24 protein-coding genes and 1 pseudogene are annotated in these 20,243 nt (G+C 44.0%); 6 read left to right on the top strand and 19 right to left on the bottom strand.

What is annotated here, in order from left to right; all coding sequences use genetic code 11:
- Positions 1–152: 152 nt before the first annotated feature.
- The 5 genes from OCV19_RS07980 to OCV19_RS07955 form a co-directional block, all read right to left on the bottom strand.
- Positions 153–557, bottom strand: coding sequence for a DUF1801 domain-containing protein (locus tag OCV19_RS07980; protein WP_065675537.1), 405 nt, complete (start codon positions 555–557; stop codon positions 153–155).
- Between the two features lie 58 nt (positions 558–615).
- On the bottom strand, positions 616–1,107 hold the full coding sequence (locus OCV19_RS07975; RefSeq protein ID WP_065675536.1) for an AAA family ATPase: 492 nt from the start codon (positions 1,105–1,107) through the stop codon (positions 616–618).
- Positions 1,104–1,310: a hypothetical protein gene (locus OCV19_RS07970; protein ID WP_065675535.1), complete on the bottom strand. Its 207-nt coding sequence runs from the start codon at positions 1,308–1,310 to the stop codon at positions 1,104–1,106. The genes OCV19_RS07975 and OCV19_RS07970 overlap by 4 nt, the downstream gene beginning before the upstream one ends.
- Positions 1,311–1,443: 133 nt before the next feature.
- Positions 1,444–1,998, bottom strand: coding sequence for a GNAT family N-acetyltransferase (locus OCV19_RS07965; protein WP_065675534.1), 555 nt, complete (start codon positions 1,996–1,998; stop codon positions 1,444–1,446).
- A gap of 126 nt (positions 1,999–2,124) precedes the next feature.
- On the bottom strand, positions 2,125–2,565 hold the full coding sequence (locus OCV19_RS07955) for a hypothetical protein (RefSeq protein WP_065675533.1): 441 nt from the start codon (positions 2,563–2,565) through the stop codon (positions 2,125–2,127).
- 92 nt (positions 2,566–2,657) lie between these two features.
- On the opposite strand from OCV19_RS07955, the pseudogene OCV19_RS07950 reads away from it, so the two are divergent.
- Positions 2,658–2,798 (top strand): annotated as a pseudogene (locus OCV19_RS07950) (IS110 family transposase); the annotation flags it as partial.
- Between the two features lie 40 nt (positions 2,799–2,838).
- Here OCV19_RS07950 and OCV19_RS07945 read toward each other — a convergent pair.
- On the bottom strand, positions 2,839–3,600 hold the full coding sequence (locus OCV19_RS07945; RefSeq protein WP_065675532.1) for a hypothetical protein: 762 nt from the start codon (positions 3,598–3,600) through the stop codon (positions 2,839–2,841).
- A gap of 241 nt (positions 3,601–3,841) precedes the next feature.
- Between OCV19_RS07945 and OCV19_RS07940 the strand changes: the two genes are divergently transcribed.
- Both OCV19_RS07940 and OCV19_RS07935 read left to right on the top strand, forming a co-directional pair.
- A complete protein-coding gene (locus tag OCV19_RS07940) occupies positions 3,842–4,729 on the top strand; it encodes a site-specific integrase (RefSeq protein WP_065675531.1) in 888 nt (295 codons plus the stop codon).
- On the top strand, positions 4,726–5,778 hold the full coding sequence (locus OCV19_RS07935; RefSeq protein WP_065675530.1) for an IS91 family transposase: 1,053 nt from the start codon (positions 4,726–4,728) through the stop codon (positions 5,776–5,778). Before OCV19_RS07940 ends, OCV19_RS07935 begins: the two co-directional genes overlap by 4 nt.
- A 252-nt stretch (positions 5,779–6,030) precedes the next feature.
- On the opposite strand, the gene OCV19_RS07930 is transcribed toward OCV19_RS07935, so the two are convergent.
- From OCV19_RS07930 to artP, 5 genes are all read right to left on the bottom strand, one after another.
- The gene (locus OCV19_RS07930) at positions 6,031–6,432 is read right to left on the bottom strand and encodes a hypothetical protein (RefSeq protein WP_065675529.1); all 402 of its coding nucleotides are present in this window, start codon (positions 6,430–6,432) and stop codon (positions 6,031–6,033) included.
- A gap of 310 nt (positions 6,433–6,742) precedes the next feature.
- Positions 6,743–7,411 carry an arginine ABC transporter permease ArtM gene (gene artM / locus OCV19_RS07925; RefSeq protein ID WP_050645159.1) on the bottom strand — a complete coding sequence of 223 codons (669 nt, stop codon included), beginning with the start codon at positions 7,409–7,411 and terminating at the stop codon, positions 6,743–6,745.
- Positions 7,408–8,094, bottom strand: a complete 687-nt coding sequence (artQ, locus tag OCV19_RS07920) for an arginine ABC transporter permease ArtQ (protein ID WP_017061822.1) — start codon at positions 8,092–8,094, stop codon at positions 7,408–7,410. The genes artM and artQ overlap by 4 nt, the downstream gene beginning before the upstream one ends.
- Positions 8,095–8,097: 3 nt before the next feature.
- Positions 8,098–8,829, bottom strand: coding sequence for a lysine/arginine/ornithine ABC transporter substrate-binding protein (locus OCV19_RS07915; protein ID WP_016795731.1), 732 nt, complete (start codon positions 8,827–8,829; stop codon positions 8,098–8,100).
- A gap of 120 nt (positions 8,830–8,949) precedes the next feature.
- Positions 8,950–9,678, bottom strand: coding sequence for an arginine ABC transporter ATP-binding protein ArtP (gene artP / locus OCV19_RS07910; RefSeq protein ID WP_065675543.1), 729 nt, complete (start codon positions 9,676–9,678; stop codon positions 8,950–8,952).
- A gap of 576 nt (positions 9,679–10,254) precedes the next feature.
- Here artP and OCV19_RS07905 point away from each other — a divergent pair.
- Positions 10,255–12,078: an ABC transporter ATP-binding protein/permease gene (locus OCV19_RS07905; RefSeq protein WP_065675528.1), complete on the top strand. Its 1,824-nt coding sequence runs from the start codon at positions 10,255–10,257 to the stop codon at positions 12,076–12,078.
- A gap of 180 nt (positions 12,079–12,258) precedes the next feature.
- A complete protein-coding gene (locus OCV19_RS07900) occupies positions 12,259–12,723 on the top strand; it encodes an acyl-CoA thioesterase (protein ID WP_065675527.1) in 465 nt (154 codons plus the stop codon).
- Positions 12,724–12,861: 138 nt separating this feature from the next.
- On the opposite strand, the gene OCV19_RS07895 is transcribed toward OCV19_RS07900, so the two are convergent.
- Positions 12,862–15,117 (bottom strand): peptidase U32 family protein, encoded by a 2,256-nt coding sequence (locus tag OCV19_RS07895; RefSeq protein WP_065675526.1) that lies wholly within the window; start codon positions 15,115–15,117, stop codon positions 12,862–12,864.
- Positions 15,118–15,221: 104 nt separating this feature from the next.
- On the opposite strand from OCV19_RS07895, the gene OCV19_RS07890 reads away from it, so the two are divergent.
- Positions 15,222–15,881, top strand: a complete 660-nt coding sequence (locus OCV19_RS07890) for a glutathione S-transferase (protein ID WP_083994261.1) — start codon at positions 15,222–15,224, stop codon at positions 15,879–15,881.
- A gap of 203 nt (positions 15,882–16,084) precedes the next feature.
- Here the strand turns inward: OCV19_RS07890 and OCV19_RS07885 are convergent, their stop codons facing one another.
- The 7 genes from OCV19_RS07885 to OCV19_RS07855 form a co-directional block, all read right to left on the bottom strand.
- Entirely contained in the window at positions 16,085–16,534 is a 450-nt protein-coding gene (locus OCV19_RS07885) for a GyrI-like domain-containing protein (RefSeq protein WP_065675524.1), read from the bottom strand.
- Between the two features lie 68 nt (positions 16,535–16,602).
- Positions 16,603–16,836: a hypothetical protein gene (locus tag OCV19_RS07880; RefSeq protein WP_004733848.1), complete on the bottom strand. Its 234-nt coding sequence runs from the start codon at positions 16,834–16,836 to the stop codon at positions 16,603–16,605.
- 8 nt (positions 16,837–16,844) lie between these two features.
- A complete protein-coding gene (locus OCV19_RS07875) occupies positions 16,845–17,096 on the bottom strand; it encodes a Rho-binding antiterminator (RefSeq protein ID WP_065675523.1) in 252 nt (83 codons plus the stop codon).
- Positions 17,097–17,267: 171 nt separating this feature from the next.
- Positions 17,268–17,900 (bottom strand): type B chloramphenicol O-acetyltransferase, encoded by a 633-nt coding sequence (gene catB, locus OCV19_RS07870; protein WP_065675522.1) that lies wholly within the window; start codon positions 17,898–17,900, stop codon positions 17,268–17,270.
- A 93-nt stretch (positions 17,901–17,993) separates the two neighbouring features.
- Positions 17,994–18,725 (bottom strand): glucose 1-dehydrogenase, encoded by a 732-nt coding sequence (locus OCV19_RS07865; protein ID WP_065675521.1) that lies wholly within the window; start codon positions 18,723–18,725, stop codon positions 17,994–17,996.
- A 71-nt stretch (positions 18,726–18,796) separates the two neighbouring features.
- Positions 18,797–19,180 carry a nuclear transport factor 2 family protein gene (locus OCV19_RS07860; protein ID WP_065675520.1) on the bottom strand — a complete coding sequence of 128 codons (384 nt, stop codon included), beginning with the start codon at positions 19,178–19,180 and terminating at the stop codon, positions 18,797–18,799.
- A gap of 97 nt (positions 19,181–19,277) precedes the next feature.
- On the bottom strand, positions 19,278–19,994 hold the full coding sequence (locus OCV19_RS07855; protein WP_065675519.1) for an HAD family hydrolase: 717 nt from the start codon (positions 19,992–19,994) through the stop codon (positions 19,278–19,280).
- Positions 19,995–20,243 lie beyond the last annotated feature (249 nt).

Here is a 20,243-nt window from a genome sequence, read left to right as displayed (position 1 = left end):
CTTTACGGTCCGAGCAACGCCACTAACCTAAACCATAAGACGTTAAACACTAACCTACATTAAACGAGAAGTGCCAAGCCTTGTAAATCAGTGGCAGGCGTACTTTCTAAATTCTAACCACATTCAGTTAAGCAGCTGACAACACGTAAGAATTACGCGCCAAGAAGCGGTAGATGTTTTCGTTGTTGATAAGTTAAGGCTAGCTCTAAGCATTGCTTAATTGGTGCCTTCGGAAGTGGTTCAGTTAGGTTCAAGATGATTGCCCGATTACCTTGAAATACCAATGTGCCATCGTGCAATTCTCTGAATGTGTCGATTAGCTTTGTTTGACAGTTAAAGAACAAGTAATAGTTGTTTGGTGATTTCAACTTCCAGTCGATTCGGATTGGGCTACCCGTCTTAACGCTGTAACTAGGCTCGCCCCATTTCAGAGACTCTTCAACTTCACCTAAATCCAAATCAGAGCAAAGCTCAAAGATTAATGAACGCAACTCTTCAAGCCGAGCTCGAACATCATCGGGATACTCGTCAAAATGTGTTTTGCGTGCTTTGTCCATTGAACCTCCGATTCACTTGTTACGATATTAAGGGGCTGCTAACTCAAACTATGCTTGGCTACATACCTTTTTGAGCTTCCTGTTGAACCCAAATACCATTTTCGTTTGAAGTGGGAACCTCAAACCAAGACCAAAACAGATCTAACATTTCAGGTGTCATTTCATAAGACTTGCCATTCAGTTCCGAGTTACGGCTAAATGCTCTCTGCTTACAAGTCTCAAACGGAACCTCAAGATAATGAACTTCGCTGTCCACACCTAGGTTTGATGCCCAGCTTGTAAAAGAATCTCGGTCTGATTTACGCCAAAAACCAAAGTCAAAAATCACCGGAACACCCAAAGAAAACAGCTGCATTGCAGAGTCCTTGAATAACCCTTGTAACGTAGCCAGCCGGCTATCAAAAACCTCACGCTCCATATGCTCGCCATACAAAGGAATCATCCACTCATCAATCGAGAAACGAAAGGCGCCATGCTTTTCTGCAAGCGCTTTAGAGTAAGTCGTTTTACCCGAACCGATAAAGCCACATACGAAATAGATTTTAGTCATGATGCCTCTTTAGTCTCCTTGTTACGCATGATTCTTTCTTTTAGAAGTGTACCAATACTGCTCACTACAAACGTAAAAGCAAACGCCATCATTGGCCGATAGAAATCAAACGCACCATCCGTCATAAAAAAGTACTGATGAATGGCAACACCAAAACCAACACCTAATGCCAGCTTCAGGTTCTTGAAAAGTCGTTGTTTCATGTTCATTCCCTCGTAGAAAGCAACACTATGTATAGGTGTGAGTGACGTTATGGCCGAACCCTCTGTGACATAAACGCTTTAAAGCCAAGTAAGTCGAAACTGCAAAGCGTTGGGAATTCATCTTGAGCGCTTGTTAGGCAAATTTCGTTTCGCGCGCCATTTCCTGAAAAGTTTGCCCATTGAGAACAAAGTCTTTTGTATATTTAAAGCCTGCTTTATTGGTATGAGCAGCAAAAGAACGAGCATTGTCTTTATGCACGTACGTGTAGACGTAAGAAAATTTAGAACTTCTTACTTCACAACTAAACCGAAACAACTTCTCAAACACACCTTGACCACGACAAGCCTTACCCACACAGACAGGTCCCCAAAAGTATGAATTAGAAGAGCTTAGTTGGGTACTCCCAACTACCACTGAACCAAGCTTGTTCGCCACAGTAGTGAGTCCTTCTGAATATTCCCAGAACTTCCATGAAGCACAAGCAGCCATCGCTACTATCGTATTGTTGAGTTCAGCAACATATATAGCCTGCTCTTGCTCGATAACTTGAGTTAGAAGCTCTTCGTCCATCACTGTATTTAAGAAACCATCGCATTTATCAGACTCATGCAAGTTAGATACATGACAAGATTTCTGTAGTTCTACGATTTGACTGATGTCCTCTAGTTTTGCAGCTCTTATTTCCATGACTTCCCCTACTGAATATTTCTTCTTTTTGCCTAACGCCCATGTTAGGGGGTGAGCAACGCAATACTGATGCTTCCGCAGACCACCTTAAACACCAAACACAACGCATAGTAAAAACGCCGACTGTTAGCTGTCTGCTTGAGTATTTTCTAGCTTACCACTGTTTTTTATAGTCTCTGCTTTGTTGGAGCTTCCTATCCCTGCTATACACAACCCCATCAGAAAAACCGATAGTAAATTGAAAGCAAATCCATACCTCTCGTTTAAAGGGGTATCGATCGAACCTGTCCAGTATGTGAAATTCACGCTCAACCCTGTAGTAAAATCATACCTATAGGTGGGGCTATATATCACGATGACTTGAGCCAGAAAAAACACGAACAATAACCAATTAGCTATTTGCATTTTGGCGTAAAGTAGGAAGCAGAGTAGCAATCCAATCAATACATAGACCGTGTATGTGATGTTAATTAATCCATAGTTGAAATAGTATCCAACCACCTTGGAGGCTCCCATGAGAATCATAGCGAGAGCTAGAATTAACAGTAATTTATTCGTTTTCTTCATTTTAATCTTCCTTGATACATAACGAATGACATGGATTCCCCCTCCCGAGGATCTGCCACACTTATGTGGTACTTAAATGCATCTGAGGCACCATGTCTGATTATTCTTATTTCTGCGGTATCGACCTAACTAAAAGCCACTCTATTCTTCTTGCCGTAGATCAAAATGGTAACGTCATACTTCACAAGTCAGTAACCCGCTCTAAACTACTGACTACAATAGAAAAGCTGCCACGCGCTGCGAATCACTCTTAAACGGTTTGTATGTGTGTGGTTAACCTTTAGTAAAAGTAATGTAAGCTTGAATAAGTCCTACGAATATGAGTGCAAATGTCAGCTTAGTCATTGCTTTCGATTGACTTAGAGTTTCCTTATGCTTTCTATCATCTTGCTCGTGTTGTGACAATGAAACCAACGCATGTCTAGATAACCGATAGACGTCATTGTCCTTTTCCAGATCGCCACTTTCTACAAGAGACTCCAAAAGTAACTCGTTGTAGTTTGTGTTTCGTTTTCGGTCTGGATGATAATACCAACGCTGACTATGCAAGAGGCTGGATAGACCATAGACAGTGACGCCAAATTCTCTATCATCAATAGTTTTCTCTAGTATCAGTTCTAAAGTAGTCATTCGCTCTGAGCGAGTTAATTCCTTTCTATTGTAGAAAACTTGCGCTGTTTTATTGAACTGTATTGTAAGTTGGTAATACGGGAGAACACCTTTTAAAAGGTAATCATTTAAACTGAAATATTGAATATCATAGGTTTTATAGAAATGAGTAATTTCAATGTTAGCTTTGTTAATATCCTCAAAGTCTACGTGGGACTCTTCAGTGTAACTATCGTAGCTCCACTGGCGACCTTTTACACCGGTACTATCAATGCTTTCGGCTAAAATATTCCAAGAGTCATCTTTTGCTCTGATATACATGACATAGCAATCAACTTCAACCGCTTTCTCGCCTGTGCGTGGTACTCTTTCTGGAGCAGGTTTAGATAAAACGCTCCCAATAGCCCATCGATAGAGTTTATTCACTTTACAGCCCCTTTATTTCGCAAAAGCACATCAACGCCGCGTTAAGTGGTGAGCAACGCTACCACCCTACCTAAATTATTGTGCCGTAAACACTAAAACTGAATCAAGCCGAAAATGCCGAGCGTTGGGAATCCGTCTTAAACGCTTTGTTGAACGAAGCCGCTACGCGGCAGAGTAAAACGAGCGCAAGCCATACTCTTGTAACACCATCACTATGATGGTCATCTACAGGAGTAACCCCATGAAACCCGCCGACTTAAAACGCTACAACACCCTTTATGAACAACACCTTACCAATCTAAAGCTGCAAGGTAAACGACCCGCGACCATTGATGCCTATTCTCGTGCTGTTCGTCGGATCACCGCTCATTTTGATCGAGTGCCTGATACGTTAACCACCAGTGACCTTAAACAGTTCTTCGCCTCTCTCATCCAAACCCACTCGTGGAGCACCATTAAACTCGATCGTAATGGCTTGCAGTTTTTCTACCGATACACGCTGGGCAAACAGTGGGAATGGCTTAATATCGTCAAACCGCCACAAGTCAAACGACTGCCTGACATACTCACACCGCAACAAGTCAGTTCGCTCATCACTCACACGCGACAAGCGCGTTACCAAGTCTTCTTCTTAACACTTTATAGTATGGGGTTGCGCCTTGGTGAAGGGCTGAATCTTATGGTTCACGATATCGACAGCCAAACGATGCGCGTCCATATACGAGAAGGAAAAGGCGGAAAAGACCGAATGGTGCCGCTTCCGATGCGAACGCTCAGTGCCCTTCGCGCACATTGGCTCACTCATAAGCACCCTCAATTACTGTTCCCTGGCCTTGGGCAAGGTTGCGATGCGCCCATGGATAGAGGCGGTATTCAAAAAACCATGAAGCTTGTGATCAAAGAGTGTGGCATCCAAAAGCACGCGAGCCCTCATTCACTGAGACACTGCTTTGCAACGCATTTACTTGAGCAAGGGCTTGACCTTCGTTCACTGCAAATGCTGTTGGGTCACGCAAGCCTTAATACCACGGCGCGTTACACCCGAATGACTCATATAAAGCAACGTGATGCGGCGATTGCCATCAACCAATTGACCGATGCATTGGATTTAAAGTGGAGCATAAAATGAGCACTTTTATTGAACTGCTCCGCCAACACCACCACGCACTTAAACATCACCATCGTGCGCAAATGAATGGTGACATGCACCGTGCTATGGGAGCAATGCTGCGCTGTAAAACGGAGCAACAAGGTCGGTCACAATGGTTTTGTCACCACTGCCATCATGATGACCGATTACCCCTTTCTTGTGGCCATCGGCATTGCCCTCAATGCCAACAACGCACCACCGCTGATTGGCTTCAGCGTCAGCAACAAAAACGGTTACCTGTTCACTACTTCATGGTGACGTTCACGTTACCGCATCAATTAAGAGTGTTGGCAAGGCATCAACCGAAAGCGATATATAACGGTATGTTTAAGGTGGCAGCGGGGGTTTTAAAGGATTTTGCCAACAGGCAGCAGCAAGGTGAAATGGGGTTCACTGCCGTGCTTCATACTCATAGTCGACAACGAAACTTGCACCCACATCTACACATCATTGTGGCAGCAGGCCAATACAATGCGTCAAGGCAAGAGTGGCACAAAGGCAACAAGCATTATCTTTTTAACGCGTTTGCTTTAGCCCAAGTATGGCGGGCAAGAATGCTAGAAACCATCAAGCAACATCCGATGTTATGGCTGCCTAATGGCATACCAAAGCAATGGGTGGTCGATTGCAGACAAGTAGGATACGGCCAGTCTGCCCTGAACTATTTGTCGCGCTATCTCTATCGCGGTGTACTGCCTGATGAAGATATCATCAAAGTCACCGATAATGCGGTTACCTTCCGTTATAAAGAGAGCAAGACCAACGCATGGCGAATGCGCACCTTACCCACCCTCAAGTTCCTTCTGCTCATTTTGCAACACGTACTGCCCAAAGGGTTACAACGAGTACGAGACTACGGTTTTCTGCGTGGTCAGGCACACGCCTTACGAGTTCGTATTCAGTTGCTACTGTTGAATTTACTCTACCTCATGCCATCAGTAACGGCGCGGATAAGAACCAAAGCGATACGAGTATGCCCTTGCTGTCAGCATGATATGGCGTGTGTTGGAGTGAGCCGACCCACGTAGCCGAAAGGCACGAATAATAAGGATAATGGCAAAAGTGAAATAAGAGGAGAATTGACGACAGACAGCAACAAAATAGCTAACTGATTGATAAGATTACTGTCGCAACCTTATCTTGACCTCGATCGCCTTGAGAAAAGTATCAAGACGATGTGCCCTTCAAATCCAACCGTACAATTTACTTAATAAAGTGGCTTCGGGCTTGTTCAACACTCGGGATTTAACGTTGGCTACGCAACGCTTAATCCTTATTTGTTATACGAGTGTTGCCTTCAGTGCCGCAGCTTGTTGTTCAAATAACACATTGTCAGATTCAGAGTAAGACTTAGCTACATTTACCCATTGAACTCCTGTTTCATCAATATGGCGAAACTCAATTTGTAATGCATATTTTGAACAACGAAGTAGACCAAATACAAGCCCTACAATCGTTAAAGTAACAACTAAAGCTTGCAACCAAAAAGGTGTACTTTCAAGAGTGGTTATTGCGAGCCAAACTGCTCCTGAAAAAACAAATAGCCAAAATATTATTTGCCCCAGATTATCAAGCAAACCAAGTTTCTTAACTCTCGCATTATTAATTTTTGATAAAGGGTATGAATCTTTTTTGATGCTAAACTCTACTTGGCTTAGTCTAAAATCTGTTTCCTTGTACATTATTCACTCCATTCGTATAACAGCTATTAGACCGAAAAATTCTGCATTTAAATACAGAATCATCCTATCTAGTTTCATATGCACGGTAATCTATCACGATTAATCACAGCAATTCAGTGACTTAAAACATAGATAAACTCATTGAATGACAAATTGCAGAATATTTCTATATAGTATGATTTTAGCGAAAACCCGCCCATGCTGTATATAATCACAGTACCCTACACATACCCAAACACAAAAAAACCTGCCATCAATGCGAACATAAATGGCAGGCTTTATAAGTTAGTTACGCTTGTGAATTGCTAGCTTATGCCGCTTCGAATGCGAGGGCCTTCTTCTCTACCTGACGGAAGATCAGCGTTAATACACCGTTCACTGCTAGGTAGAATGCGCCAGCAATGCCGAACACTGTGAGCGTGTCGTAGGTTTGGCCGTTGATACGCTGAGCGTAGCCCATCAAATCCATGATGGTGATGGTGCTTGCCAGTGACGTGCCTTTGAACACTAGAATCACTTCGTTCGAGTAAGCTGGAACGGCGCGGCGTAGTGCGTATGGCAGTAACACTTTAAGCGTTGCGATTTTGTCCATGCCGAGTGCGCGACATGCTTCCCACTGCCCTGCTGGAATGGCGTTGAATGCGCCTCTGAACAGTAGCGTGCTGTATGCCGCGGTGTTCAAAGCTAATGCTAACATCGCACAGAACCAAGGTTGGCTTAACCAAGTCCACATGAAGCTTTCACGAATCCAATCGAATTGACCCGGGCCGTAATACACCAAGAAGATCTGCACCAATAATGGTGTGCCGGTGAACAGCGTGATGATGCCACGAGTGAACCAGTGAATCGCCGGTATTCTTAGGATTAGCGTTACCGTCATCAGCAGTGACAAGATACAGCCAACAAGTAATGAAGCACCTGTGAGTTGCAGACTGGTCACTAAGCCTTCAAGCATTTGAGAGAGGTATTGTTGATTCATGCCATTGCCCCTTTATTACCCAAACCTTGAATAGAGAACTTACCATCAATCACTTTTACCAATCTTTGTGTGATTAAAGTGATGACCAAGTAGATTGCTGCTGCTGTCGCGTACCAAGTAAATGCTTCGTGCGTTGCAGCGGATGTTAGTTGTGCTTGTTTCAGCAAATCTGTTACGCCAATCAGCGAAACTAGCGCTGTGTCTTTCAATAACACTAACCATTGGTTGGTTAACCCTGGTAGTGCGTGTCTTACCGCTTGAGGCAATACGATACGAAAGAATGCACGAGACTGAGAAATACCAAGCGCGCTTGCTGCTTCTCTCTGCCCTTTGCTTACTGCTTTTAATGCACCACGCAAGGTTTGCGAAGCGTAAGAAGCAAAGATAAGTGACAGTGCAACAACACCAGATAAGAACGGGCTCACTTCTATGAAGTCGCCAGTGATCATGAACAGAACTTGTGTCGAACCAAAGTAGATAAACAGTACGACCAGAATTTCTGGTAAACCACGAACAATCGTCACAAATGCAGTCGTTGGCCATTTGATTGCAATACGACGAGACATCTCACCACTTGCAAACAAAACTGCTAGAACCAATCCAACCAATAGGCTTACGAACGCAAGCTGAACAGTCATCCAGCTTGCTTCGACGAGCCCTAAAGAGTAACCCGTTAATTCCATAAATTACTTACCGAAGTACTTGTTGAAGATCTTGTCGTATTCGCCGTTTGCTTTTACTGCTGCAAGTGCAACGTTGAGCTGGTCTACAAGTTCTTGGTTGCTCTTGTTTACTGCGATGCCAAAGCCGTTACCGAAGTACTCTTGGTTCGTTACTTGGTCGCCAACGTACGTTAGGTTGTCTTCTTTCTTGAACCATTCTGCTACTACGGCTGTGTCACCGAATACAGAATCGATACGACCGTTTTTCATGTCGATGAATGCATCTTGGTAGCTTGAGTAAGGTACCGCTGTTACGCCAGTCATTTGCTCAAGTAGGAAGCTCTGGTGAGTAGAACCGTTTTGAACACCAACACGCTTACCTTCTAGTGCTGCTTGGTCTGCTACTTTGCCTTCAAAAGAGATGAATGCTGCAGAGTTATCGTAGTAAGCGTTAGAGAAGTTCACTTGTTGAAGACGCGCTTCAGTGATGTCCATTGCCGAGATAGCGGCATCGTAACGTTTGAATTTAAGTGCAGGGATCAAGCTATCGAATGCTTGGTTGTGGAAAGTACATGTCGCTTTCATCTCTTCACAAAGTGCGTTTGCTAGGTCTACGTCAAAACCTTGGATTTGGTTGTTCTCATCCATGTATTCGAATGGTGCGTAAGTTGCTTCCATTGCGAATTTGATTTCTTCTTGAGCTGCTGCGTTAAAAGAAGCAAGGCCGATAAGTGAAGCTAATAGAATCTTTTTCATTTTGTTACTCCGAATACTGTGTAGTAGCGGCCTGTGGCCATTCTTATAATTTGATTGTTTTAATTGATGTTGTGTTTAGCTAAATCTAGTGAGTCAACTTTCTTTTAATAAGAGACTTACTCAATGAGTCAAATACTCGGCAAACTCAGGTGTCTGCGGATTAACGAATGAATCACTGGTGCCGTGTTCAACGATGTACCCTTTCTCTAGGTACAGAACGTGGCTAGCAATCTTCTTCGCGAAGTCGACTTCGTGCGTCACGACCACTTGGGTAATTCCCGTTCCGTTCAATTCTTTAATAATGCTCACGACTTGGTTGGTGATCTCAGGATCAAGCGCCGCTGTTGGCTCATCAAACAACAACACATCCGGTTTCATCATCAGCGCACGTGCAATCGCAACACGCTGTTGTTGACCGCCAGACAGTTGAAGTGGCCAAGCGTCAGCTTTGTCGGCAAGTTGAAGTGTCTTTAGTACTTCTTGAGCTTGCTTGATCGCCTCTTGCTTGTCCAAACCCGCAACTTTGGTTGGTGCTTCAATCAAGTTTTCCATCACCGTCATGTGTGGCCATAAGTTGTATTGCTGGAACACCATGCCGACTTTACGACGAAGTTTAAGCCCTTGCTTCTCTTGGATCTGACCAGCAAAGTCGAATTGCTCGTTAGCAATGTCTAATTCGCCGTTATCCGCAATTTCTAGCAGGTTCAAAACACGCAGTAGTGAACTCTTGCCTGCGCCGCTTGGGCCAAGCAATACCAAGGTTTCGCCACTCTCACAGTCGAAACTGATGTCGTGAAGAACTTGGGTATCACCGTATGATTTGTTGATGCTCTTTACTTGAATACTCATGCCACAATACTGCATTAATTGTCATTTGTTGGTTATTCTATTCAATCCGAGGTTTTATGCAAGAAAAATGTATAAAAAACTACTTTGTTGAATTTTTGTAACAAATATCGCACAAAAAACAGTCGCTATAACTGGTCTTACAACCAAAAATTGCAAGCCATTGATAAGGTTAGTATCGAGATAAAAAGCAAACGTTTTTCTATCAATTTATAAATCATAACTCGATTACTAGTTTATGAACGCACTCCCCTATTAACGCTAATTTACTTGCATAAAAATTAGGGTTAAACCCCCTACTTTCCTATCGAACTGACTGGATCAGAATGCTTAGTTTTCCTTTAATGTCGTTTCGAACTATGCACTTGGTGATGATCAAATATTGGAAATTGAGTTTCCTAAGGAGCGTCACGGAGCAATAAATGCTTTAATGGGTTCTATTCTCAACAACAAGTACTTCCCAGCGAACAACACGCAGTACAGGCAATAAGTCATAAACCATAAGCAATTAGCCATAAGCAACAAGCAACAAGTAACAAGCCATCTATTTTTAAAGCGACAACACATTAAGGCAGTCATATGCAAAACGATGTCTCTTCTACGCTCGACTCAAACCAACGACAGACTCAAAAGAATCCCGATGCCAAACCTGAGAAAAAAAGCCTCAGTATTTTGTTTGAGCTGAGTAAATTCATTCAGCCTTATAAAGGTCGTGTTATTGCTGCGTTGATCGCGTTGATCTTCACGGCGAGCTTAACCCTTTCAGTCGGTCATGGTATTCGCCTTCTCATCGACCAAGGTTTTAGCCAACAATCACTCTCAGATTTAGGCAGCGCGATTCAATTCATCATGGTCGTGGTCGTATTGATCTCGATTGGTACTTTCTTCCGCTTCTATTTGGTTTCTTCTGTTGGGGAGCGCGTGAGTGCGGACATTCGCTTATCGGTTTTCAATCATGTCGTGACGCTGCACCCGAGTTACTTCGAAACCAATGGCAGTGGCGACATCATGTCGCGCATCACAACGGACACCACTCTGCTTCAAAGCATCATTGGTTCGTCGTTCTCTATGGCTATGCGCAGCGCGTTGATGTGTATTGGTGCGATCATCATGCTGTTTGCGACCAATATTAAGCTGACGTTGATTGTATTGGCCTCGGTGCCGTTTATCCTGATTCCGATTCTTGTGTACGGGCGTCGTGTAAGAGCCCTATCTCGCCAAAGCCAAGATTCGATGTCTGATGTGGGTTCTTATGCAGGTGAAGCGATTGAGCACATTAAAACCGTGCAAAGCTACAGCCGCGAAGAGCAAGAGAAAGCGTCATTCGCGGTAAAAGTTGAAAAGGCGTATGAGATTGGTCGCCAGCGTGTAAAACAGCGCGCGATTCTTATCTCTGGCGTTATCGTGATTGTATTCAGTGCTATCGCAGGCATGCTTTGGGTTGGCGGCAGTGATGTCATCAACGGCACCATGTCGGCGGGTGATTTAGCGGCGTTTGTGTTCTACGCAATCATGGTTGCTTCATCATTAGGTACGATTTCAGAAGTGATGGGCGAACTGCAACGCGCGGCAGGTGCGACCGAGCGCTTAATCGAGATCCTACAAGTTGAAAGCCATATTGTTGCGCCAGTTGCGAATCCAACTTCGCTTGCTAACGTAACGCCAGAAGTCGCATTTGATGATGTGACCTTCTGTTACCCATCAAGACCGGACCAGCCCGCAACAAGCAACCTCACGCTCACTGCCCATGAAGGTAAAGTATTGGCACTGGTTGGCCCATCTGGCGCGGGTAAAACTACCCTGTTTGAACTGTTGCAACGTTTCTACGACCCGCAAGTGGGTAAAGTCACCTTAGGCGGTGTTGAACTGAATCAGTTTGATCCTAACGAGCTAAGAAAGCAGATGGCATTGGTGCCGCAGCAACCTGCTCTGTTTAGTAACGATGTGTTCCATAACATTCGCTACGGCAACCCGCAGGCAACAGACGAACAAGTTATCGAAGCGGCGAAGAAAGCACACGCGCATGAGTTTATTCAAAACCTACCTGATGGCTACAACAGCTTTCTTGGTGAGCGTGGTGTAAGGCTTTCTGGTGGACAGAGACAACGTATTGCGATTGCACGTGCCATCTTGAAAGATCCAAATATTCTATTGTTGGATGAAGCAACCAGCGCACTAGACAGCGAAAGTGAGCATCACGTACAACAAGCGTTAGAAGAGTTAATGCGTGGCAGAACGACGATCATTATCGCCCATCGATTATCAACAATTAAACACGCCGACCAAATTGCGGTGCTCGATAAAGGACAGCTAGTAGACATCGGCGACCACCAGTCTCTCATCAACAGCTGCGAATTGTACCAACGCTTGGTTGAGCTGCAATTCAAACACCTTAGTGCGTAATCATTGAGTGGATGTGCAACTAAGTCACTGACATTGTGTGGTTTCAAGCTTCAAAAACTTAAATCACACGTGTTGCAGTTTTGTTAATTTAGCGGTAGGGTTTTTATTCCAATAACAACTTATCCCTACGAAGGATAAGTCGATAACGTTAATTACACAGATAAGAATAAGAGAGTTCGCATGGAAGCACTATTATCTGACTACCCGGTAGTAACAGAAATCCCTGTCGCTTGGGGAGAAATGGATGCACTCAATCACGTTAACAACGCTGTATATTTTCGCTATTTCGAAACCGCTCGCTTAGATTTTTTCAAGCACGTTGAGTTGATGGAAGAGATGGCGATTACCAAAGTTGGCCCTGTTCTAGGTGACACTTACTGTAAGTATTTCCGCCCAGTTACGTATCCAGATACCCTGATGGTTGGCTCACGTGTTACCGACATTCAAGATGACCGGTTCACCATGGAATACGCGATTGTCAGTAAGGCTCAGCAAAAACTGACTACCATCGGCACCGCAACTATCGTGATGTTTGATTTTGCTTCAAACCAAAAAGCCCTGCTCTCGCTGCGCTTAACCAATGAAATCGAAAAGATGAACACGTTGAAAAGCCCATGCTTCAAACAAGAAACAGTGATGGAATAACGTATTCGCTGATTGATAAAGACTCAGAAAGTCTCAGACATTAAAAAGGCCACTCGATTGAGTGGCCTTTTGTTTATTGGTTTAGAGTGCTTTGAGCGGTTAAGACTTATAGACCTTGAATGCTCTCGACCTTGGAAGCTATAAACCTTGAACGTATTGAGCATTAGTTCGAACTTCAACCATCTGCTCTAGGTTCTGTTGTGAACCTTCAACGCCGTTCAGTAGTGCTTCGAAATGCTTGATAAGCTCAACTTTGTCTTTCACTTCTTTAGAACCCGCACCGATGTTGGTTAGGTCAATGAAGAACTCGTCGAACAAACCAGAGAAGTCAGTTACTGCATCATGGTTCAAGAACTGCTCGTGGTTGTAAATGCTTGGGTAACCACCCTTCTGTTTATCAACCGCAAAAGAGATGCCTTTCACGTTGGTAATCGTGGTCGCTTTCTCACACTTCAACATACAACCTGCTTCAATGCTTGGCTTGTTACAACCCACGGTTCTTTGGAAGAAACACTGACGGCTGGTCATCATCAAGATTGGGTGGTAAATGCTGTAGAACAGCTTGAAGTTCTCTGGGCGACGAATATGACGAATCTGACCTTTGTTAATCTCGTTCGAAATGAATGCGCCAGCACAGTTTAGCTCTTCTTTTAGAGTAACCAGTGCGTGAGAGTTGGTTGTGTTCATGAACGGGCCTGCAACCCACTCAATTCCCATCTCATAAGCTTTGTAAGCAATACCCGTGTTGTTAGTCACGATGCGAGCTGGCTTGATCTCTTCTAGAATACGAACCGCTTCGTCGTAATCTTTACCGATCAATACCGCTGGGAACCAAGGAATCAAACGTGGGTTTGCTGCCAAGATGTCGATGTATTTGTTACAACGCTTCTTGAAGCTTTCTGGCAGTTTGAAGTAAACATCCGCGTCAGTCACATCACATAGGTGTAAGTCTTCTACATCGGCGATAAGCATCGACATAGTCGGCTTCTCGTTCACTTTAGGGTGTTGAGGCAGTGCAGGCACTTCAACGTGCTTAATCACTTCCACAGAGCCGTTCAGAATGAAGTCGATCTCGTCTTTGAGGTCTGAAACTTCTTTAAGAGGAATCAGCAAGCCTGCCTCTACTTCACTGAAGTCGTGGCTTTCTAGCGTGTGAACCGCGCTCTTCACGTTTTTGAATCGCTTCTCAAGTAGCTCTTGAGTGATCGCCTTCTCTTCAACTGCTTTCAATAGCGATTTAGATTGAAGGGTAAAGTTCTCTTTAGGCGTGTTCACTGTCACCGTAAATGGTTGACCCACTTTTGCGCTGAACGACAGGGCTACTGGTGTCTTACGAATATCAAGGAACTCGATCTTGTCACGCATTTCGTTACCAAGAACGTCTTTCGCTTGGTGAAGTTCGTTGGTCACTTCTTGAATCTGTACGACTGAGATTTCGTTGTTCTGCTCCGTCGCTTTCTCAACAGCGTAGTTCATGCTGTTGTCGCGTGGGTTATCGATGAACATGTCTTTCGTTAGGTTGCCCTTAAGGAAAGAGTTGGTGAAATCACGGTTGAATACTTTGTGCAGGTTCGAATCGTCTTCGATCAACAAACCACTTTCTACAAAGCTATCAATCTGTTTACGCCATGTGTCTACCACAGTGTAAACGTAGTGTGCGCCTTTAATACGGCCTTCTACTTTCAGTGAGTCGACTTTCGCGTCAACCAATTCAGGTAGGTCGTAGTAAGCTGAGTTATCTTTCAGGTTGAGTGGGAACTTGTTGCCCGCGTTGGTGATTTCGTATTCATCACGACACGCTTGGCTACAACGACCACGGTTACCTGAGTTACCCACACTTACTGAGCTTGAGTAACATTGACCTGAGAATGCGATACACAGAGCGCCGTGTACGAACACTTCGGTTAATACATCGTGATCGTGTGCCACTTCCGTCAGCATCTTAATTTCAGGCAGGTTCAACTCACGAGACAAGTTAACGCGTGTCGCGCCAATCTTAGACAAGAACTTAATCTGGCCTTCGTTGTGCGTGGTTAACTGAGTCGACGCGTGAACGTCTAACGATGGGAAATGCTTCTTAACCAGGTTGAATAAACCCAAGTCTTGAACAATGATGCCATCCACTTTGGTGTTCACAAGCTGGTTCAGCAGTTTGGTGATGCTCTTAGTCTCATGCTCCAGTAGCACAACGTTAAGAGTCAGGAACACTTCACAGCCGTATTCATGAGCAAGGCGAATCACACCATTCAATTCGTCTAACGATAGGTTAGAGGCCCTGTTACGAGCGTTGAATGTGTCTAAACCACAATAAACTGCATTAGCACCCGCTACGATGGCGGCTTTTATCGCTTCTACATCGCCACCTGGGGCTAATAACTCAATTTTTCTGCTCATTTTTGAAGTCGCTCACTTACTTATAATTTTTAAGCCGCGTATTCTACCCACATCACGATCTCTTTACCACCGTACAACACTTTTCAAACTAAATGACCTCAATAATGCCGAACGAATCCGATCTACCTATCCTTTATTCTTTGCGCCGTTGCCCTTATGCAATGCGCGGACGAATGGGCATCGCACTATCACAACAAAAAGTGTTACTTCGAGAAATCGTTACCAAAGACAAGCCTAGCGAACTATTGGCCAGTTCGCCAAAAGGAACAGTCCCTGTATTGGTGTTACCCAATGGACAAGTCATTGAACAAAGCTTGGATGTGATGAACTGGGCACTTCAACAAAACGATCCTCAAGATCTTCTACGTTCAAGCAATCCAGAGCTTAGCAAACAAGTTCAGCAGCTCATTAAAACCAACGACGAAGAATTTATTGGTCACTTAGAAAAGTATCGTGCCTCGGTTCGTTACCGAAACATCGATGTTGAACAACGCCGACAAGCCTGCGAAACCTTCATTAGTCAGTTAGAAGCACTACTCACCGATCAGCCCTACTTTTTTGGAGAAACCCCAAGCTTGGCCGATTTTGCGGTAATGCCTTTTGTCAGCCAGTTTGTACGAGTCGAAAAGAAGTGGTTTGTGAAATCGGAATACCAAAACGTTGGACGTTGGTTAAGAGCGCACCTTGAAAGTAAGCTCTACACCCAAGTAATGAAGCAATACCCTCTGTGGAATGAAACCAAGCAAGATTGTCTTTTTGGGTGACTTGAGGGTATCTGGGGTGATCTAGGGGAATTCTGGAATAGATAAAGCGTGGGTATTAAGGTGATTACGTGACACTGTATCTTCTTTGTAATGATCAGATATTCAAAGGCTTAACTGGGTTTCCGTTGTCTCTTTACCGGTAACTACTGTCTCTTAACTGGAAGACAGAGTCTAAGTTAAGCCTTTTGTTCATTTCAAACTGATCACTGAATCGCAATCGAAATCTCGACTTCAGTTTCACCTTTGTAGAATTCAAAGTCTGTCGTGTAAGTTCTCACATGTGGGCAGTCTGCAGCGCTGAAATACGCCCACACTTCCCCCCACAGATCGATCACAGCTTGTGGTAATTCACCTTCAGCAGAAAACGTTAAGTACTTGCCTGCTTCTATTTCGGTTTCTACAAGCGAATCTAAATTCTGATCCGTAAGTGCGCTAGTACACGCGATAACATCAAACTCGCCCGTAAAGTCAGACTCGTAGTTGGTGTAGACACCATACACTTTTGAATCCGGGGTTAATTTTGGAAACGCCTGGTCAAAAAAAACCTGCCACAATTGCCCGATCTTGGCTGTTGCTGGGTCAATCTCATCGGTATTAGTGGTTCTTACTGAAAAACCATACGCCTTTACGGCTTCAATCGTTTCTACTTTCATTCGTTTTATTCCTAAGCCAATTGACGATCTAACTGTATTGAATCCAATGTTATTGTAAAATAACGCGACTAATCTTGTATCTCTTTATGGCCACACTTTTCACAGACAAGGTGACGAGAAAACTCATCCATTGACGCGATAAACGGGCCAAGGAACCAACCTTTTATCATGCCTGCCCAAAACTCGCTTCGCTTTTGGTTAGGTTTGTCTGCAAACGCACTTGTCTTTCTGACCAACACAACAACATGTTGTGTGTCTTCTCTACACGCGGTGCAATAGCATTGTTCTATGGTGTTATTCATTTGAAAGCCTATGACGTTTTGAATGAAATCTGCTGAAAATGAGGATTGTCGACACCGACTTCTAGTGTGGAAAGATCAGTGAGTACGACAAGTTGTTCTGCACCTTGAATACTGACCTTAATGCACTCTTCACGGCTATCATTGCGTTGAGTATCTAATCCGACACATTCAATCTGCTCGCCAGACTTCAGCGTTAATTTGATTGGGTATCGGTGCATACACACAATCTCAATATAATCGTAATCGTTGCAACTAATCATAATACCCCTCCAATTCATCCACCACGCTAATGCGACACGCCATACTATGCAATATGCATATAATCAATCATTTACCTAAATCACATTGACACTTTAATCGTAAAGCTACTGAGTTATCTATTAATTTTAGCCTGATTCCTCGCTCTTCACGTTTCTTCTGTGTTCTACAATTTAAGGCTTAGAAAATTCTTTCCAGTACTGATAAAGCCCATCGATATCTGAAGAACACATCAACGACATTGCGCCTTTGATCTGTTCTTCGCTCCACTCCCACCATTTCATTTCTAGCAACTGAGCGATTTCAGTCTCATTGAAACGAAAACGGATGTGACGCGCAGGGTTTGAACCAACAATAGAGTATGGTGCGACGTCTTTAGTCACAACTGCTCGACTTGCGATGATGGCTCCGTCACCGACCTTAACACCACTCATGATCATGGCTTCTGTGCCAATCCACACATCGTTACCAATCACGGTATCACCCGAGCGTTCGAAGCCGTCTATCGCATCTTCAAACTTCTCGTCGTCTTGGTAGAAGAACGGGAAGGTACTCACCCATTGATTTTGGTGGCCTTGGTTGCCCGCCATCATAAATACGGCGCCAGAACCAATCGAGCAGTAACTGCCAATGATCAGCTTATCGATGTCGGTTCTATCCGGTAATAGGTAACGCGCACAGTCATCAAAGCTGTGGTTATGGTAGTAACCCGAGTAATAGCTGTGCTCGCCCACAATTATGTTTGGGTTGGTCACTTGCTCTTTAAGTGACTTTCCAACAAACGGGCTTTCAAAATAGTTTTTCATGTTTGTACTCTTAGTTTCGTTCTTTTAGTTAGGTACTTGTGTTGCGTGTTTATGGTTTAAACTGGTTTATCTGAGTGTAAAGGGCAACGCGCCCTATCGACCACCCGCAATATCAATAAACGAGCCGGTGACATACGAAGCTTCGTCTGACAATAACCATGCGATAGAGTTAGCGACTTCTTCTGGTGTGCCACCTCGTTGTAACGGTAACTGCGAAGCTAGTCTGTCTACGCGATCTGGCTCTCCGCCGTCTGCGTGCATCTCAGTATAAATACAACCTGGCCTTACGCCATTCACTCGGATATTGCGTGAAGCTAATTCAAGCGATAAGCCTTTGGTGAGTGAATCCATCGCACCTTTCGATGCTGCGTAGTCCACATATTCAAACGGTGCGCCGGTGCGAGAAGCGGCAGACGATACATTCACAATCGAACCCGCGCCATCAGCTTGTTTGATAAAGGCTTTACTGCACAGAAAGCAGCTTGATACGTTGGATTTCATCACCTTTTCAAAGCGATCCAATTCAATATCAACCAATGGTGACTGGGTAAACAAAATCCCGGCATTATTGACCAAGTGCGTCACTGGACCTAGCTTATTACGAGCAATCTCAAATAAAGATTTCACGTCCGATTCAACAGACACATCCGCACGCACACTAATCGCGGTTCTGCCTTGTTCGCGAATCTCATTCACTAGATCTTCAGCTCGCGACTCATTGTGTATGAAGTTAACGCATACAGCATAGCCTTGACTGGCCAACAATTTAGACGTCGCTGCGCCAATGCCTCGGCTTCCGCCGGTTACAATCACTACCTTGCTCAATGAAACCTCCTAATGTTTACTTATTCTGTGTAACCTGGTTTTTCGTGACAAAATGATCGTGTCGATACAAACTAATTGTTCGATACGATCTGAACCCACTGCGATCGCCACGCCGGCGCTTCGAACGGGTCTGGCCAAAACTCAGTTTGCTTTTGAATTAAACCATCAACAACCGTGTGAAAGGTAATCACTCGGTCTTTCAATACACTGTCAGTAACCGAAACGTCCGTCACTACGGAATCTCCTTCACAGACAATCGAATTGAGGGTGAATTCCCAAACACCATTGGCTGGGTATTCAGAGTTGATTGCCGTAAAGTTATCGCGCCCTAATGTGAGTTCAGATGACTGAGGCCAATAGCCTTCAAAATCTGCGGCTAGCCATTCGCTTGCCTTGGCAAAATCATTACTGCGCATTGCATCCCAAAAACCTAATACCACTTGTTTTGGTGTCATTATTCTTCCTTAAAATTGTTCAGTTATAACGAATTTTCATACATAGCTATTTAGGGACGTGAAGACATCGCTTTAAGCGTACTTAAACTATATACCTCTACGTATACTTGCCGATGATCGTTAAAAGATCATCGACATGGTTGGCAATATAATCAGGCTTGGTTTGCCAATTTTCAGGCTCCGATCGGCTATAACCTGCGGCTACGGCAATCACTTTTGCATTGTTATCCAGCGCGGCTTCAATATTGCGAGCAAACTGTGTGTCCGCTTCATGGTCACCGATGTACATCAAACAAAGCTCATTAGTCGGATCGGCGCCAAATATGTTCTCGACACATTTCACACCACCAAATGGATGGGGTTTTTGGTTGCCGTTCGAGACATCGTCATAACCCACGACCGATTTAAACAAATCGCCGATGCCATAACTGTCGAGTACACCACGAATATTCAATTGAGAGTTTTGAGAGCAGATCCCATGTGGAAGATGAGCAAACTGATTAACCACGGTTTCCATTCCTTCAAACAAGGCAACGGCTGTTTGGTTTTTCTCTTGATGCTCTGCCCACATTCCACCAGCGATCAACATTTCATCGTGTGATAAACCGTAATAGTCGACATATAAGGCTTGCCAGTTTTTAGCCCCGTGGTTGGCTTCATGATAAAGCGCTTCGCTAAGCAAATACTTAGGTAAGTTGTCACCTGACAAGTGTGGCGCGACTAAAGAGATAATGTCTTTTGTGATTGCGATATTCTTTGGTACGGAATTGACTAAGGTTCCATCGTAATCCCACAGTATGGCATCTAACTTCATGGTGTATCTCGTTGTTTAAATTGACGATTTCAATTTATCACTTGAAGCCCTGTTGAGGGAAACCTTATTGTCTTGAATGTGAAAATTAGTCCAATCCGAACAAAGCTAGAGAGCAAACCGTTACTAGCAAACAAAAACCAAACTGCGTTTGCTCACATCACTGCTTTATCAATTGCAATATATGCGTATAATCCCCGCTCCATTGCGCTATCGCCATTAAAAATAGCGCCATTCAACATTTTTAATGAG

Source organism: Vibrio celticus (genome assembly GCF_024347335.1).
GTDB classification, from domain to species: domain Bacteria; phylum Pseudomonadota; class Gammaproteobacteria; order Enterobacterales; family Vibrionaceae; genus Vibrio; species Vibrio celticus.
Note: the sequence above shows the minus strand (reverse complement) of the source record. Positions and strands in the feature narration are given on the sequence as shown.

What these genes read in the sequence shown, in the direction of transcription:
- OCV19_RS07980 (WP_065675537.1), bottom strand. Translation starts at nt 557, where the DNA reads ATGGACAAAGCACGCAAAACACATTTTGACGAGTATCCCGATGATGTT.
- OCV19_RS07975 (WP_065675536.1), bottom strand. Translation starts at nt 1,107, where the DNA reads ATGACTAAAATCTATTTCGTATGTGGCTTTATCGGTTCGGGTAAAACG.
- OCV19_RS07970 (WP_065675535.1), bottom strand. Translation starts at nt 1,310, where the DNA reads ATGAAACAACGACTTTTCAAGAACCTGAAGCTGGCATTAGGTGTTGGT.
- OCV19_RS07965 (WP_065675534.1), bottom strand. Translation starts at nt 1,998, where the DNA reads ATGGAAATAAGAGCTGCAAAACTAGAGGACATCAGTCAAATCGTAGAA.
- OCV19_RS07955 (WP_065675533.1), bottom strand. Translation starts at nt 2,565, where the DNA reads ATGAAGAAAACGAATAAATTACTGTTAATTCTAGCTCTCGCTATGATT.
- OCV19_RS07940 (WP_065675531.1), top strand. Translation starts at nt 3,842, where the DNA reads ATGAAACCCGCCGACTTAAAACGCTACAACACCCTTTATGAACAACAC.
- OCV19_RS07935 (WP_065675530.1), top strand. Translation starts at nt 4,726, where the DNA reads ATGAGCACTTTTATTGAACTGCTCCGCCAACACCACCACGCACTTAAA.
- OCV19_RS07930 (WP_065675529.1), bottom strand. Translation starts at nt 6,432, where the DNA reads ATGTACAAGGAAACAGATTTTAGACTAAGCCAAGTAGAGTTTAGCATC.
- artM (WP_050645159.1), bottom strand. Translation starts at nt 7,411, where the DNA reads ATGAATCAACAATACCTCTCTCAAATGCTTGAAGGCTTAGTGACCAGT.
- artQ (WP_017061822.1), bottom strand. Translation starts at nt 8,094, where the DNA reads ATGGAATTAACGGGTTACTCTTTAGGGCTCGTCGAAGCAAGCTGGATG.
- OCV19_RS07915 (WP_016795731.1), bottom strand. Translation starts at nt 8,829, where the DNA reads ATGAAAAAGATTCTATTAGCTTCACTTATCGGCCTTGCTTCTTTTAAC.
- artP (WP_065675543.1), bottom strand. Translation starts at nt 9,678, where the DNA reads ATGAGTATTCAAGTAAAGAGCATCAACAAATCATACGGTGATACCCAA.
- OCV19_RS07905 (WP_065675528.1), top strand. Translation starts at nt 10,255, where the DNA reads ATGCAAAACGATGTCTCTTCTACGCTCGACTCAAACCAACGACAGACT.
- OCV19_RS07900 (WP_065675527.1), top strand. Translation starts at nt 12,259, where the DNA reads ATGGAAGCACTATTATCTGACTACCCGGTAGTAACAGAAATCCCTGTC.
- OCV19_RS07895 (WP_065675526.1), bottom strand. Translation starts at nt 15,117, where the DNA reads ATGAGCAGAAAAATTGAGTTATTAGCCCCAGGTGGCGATGTAGAAGCG.
- OCV19_RS07890 (WP_083994261.1), top strand. Translation starts at nt 15,222, where the DNA reads ATGCCGAACGAATCCGATCTACCTATCCTTTATTCTTTGCGCCGTTGC.
- OCV19_RS07885 (WP_065675524.1), bottom strand. Translation starts at nt 16,534, where the DNA reads ATGAAAGTAGAAACGATTGAAGCCGTAAAGGCGTATGGTTTTTCAGTA.
- OCV19_RS07880 (WP_004733848.1), bottom strand. Translation starts at nt 16,836, where the DNA reads ATGAATAACACCATAGAACAATGCTATTGCACCGCGTGTAGAGAAGAC.
- OCV19_RS07875 (WP_065675523.1), bottom strand. Translation starts at nt 17,096, where the DNA reads ATGATTAGTTGCAACGATTACGATTATATTGAGATTGTGTGTATGCAC.
- catB (WP_065675522.1), bottom strand. Translation starts at nt 17,900, where the DNA reads ATGAAAAACTATTTTGAAAGCCCGTTTGTTGGAAAGTCACTTAAAGAG.
- OCV19_RS07860 (WP_065675520.1), bottom strand. Translation starts at nt 19,180, where the DNA reads ATGACACCAAAACAAGTGGTATTAGGTTTTTGGGATGCAATGCGCAGT.
- OCV19_RS07855 (WP_065675519.1), bottom strand. Translation starts at nt 19,994, where the DNA reads ATGAAGTTAGATGCCATACTGTGGGATTACGATGGAACCTTAGTCAAT.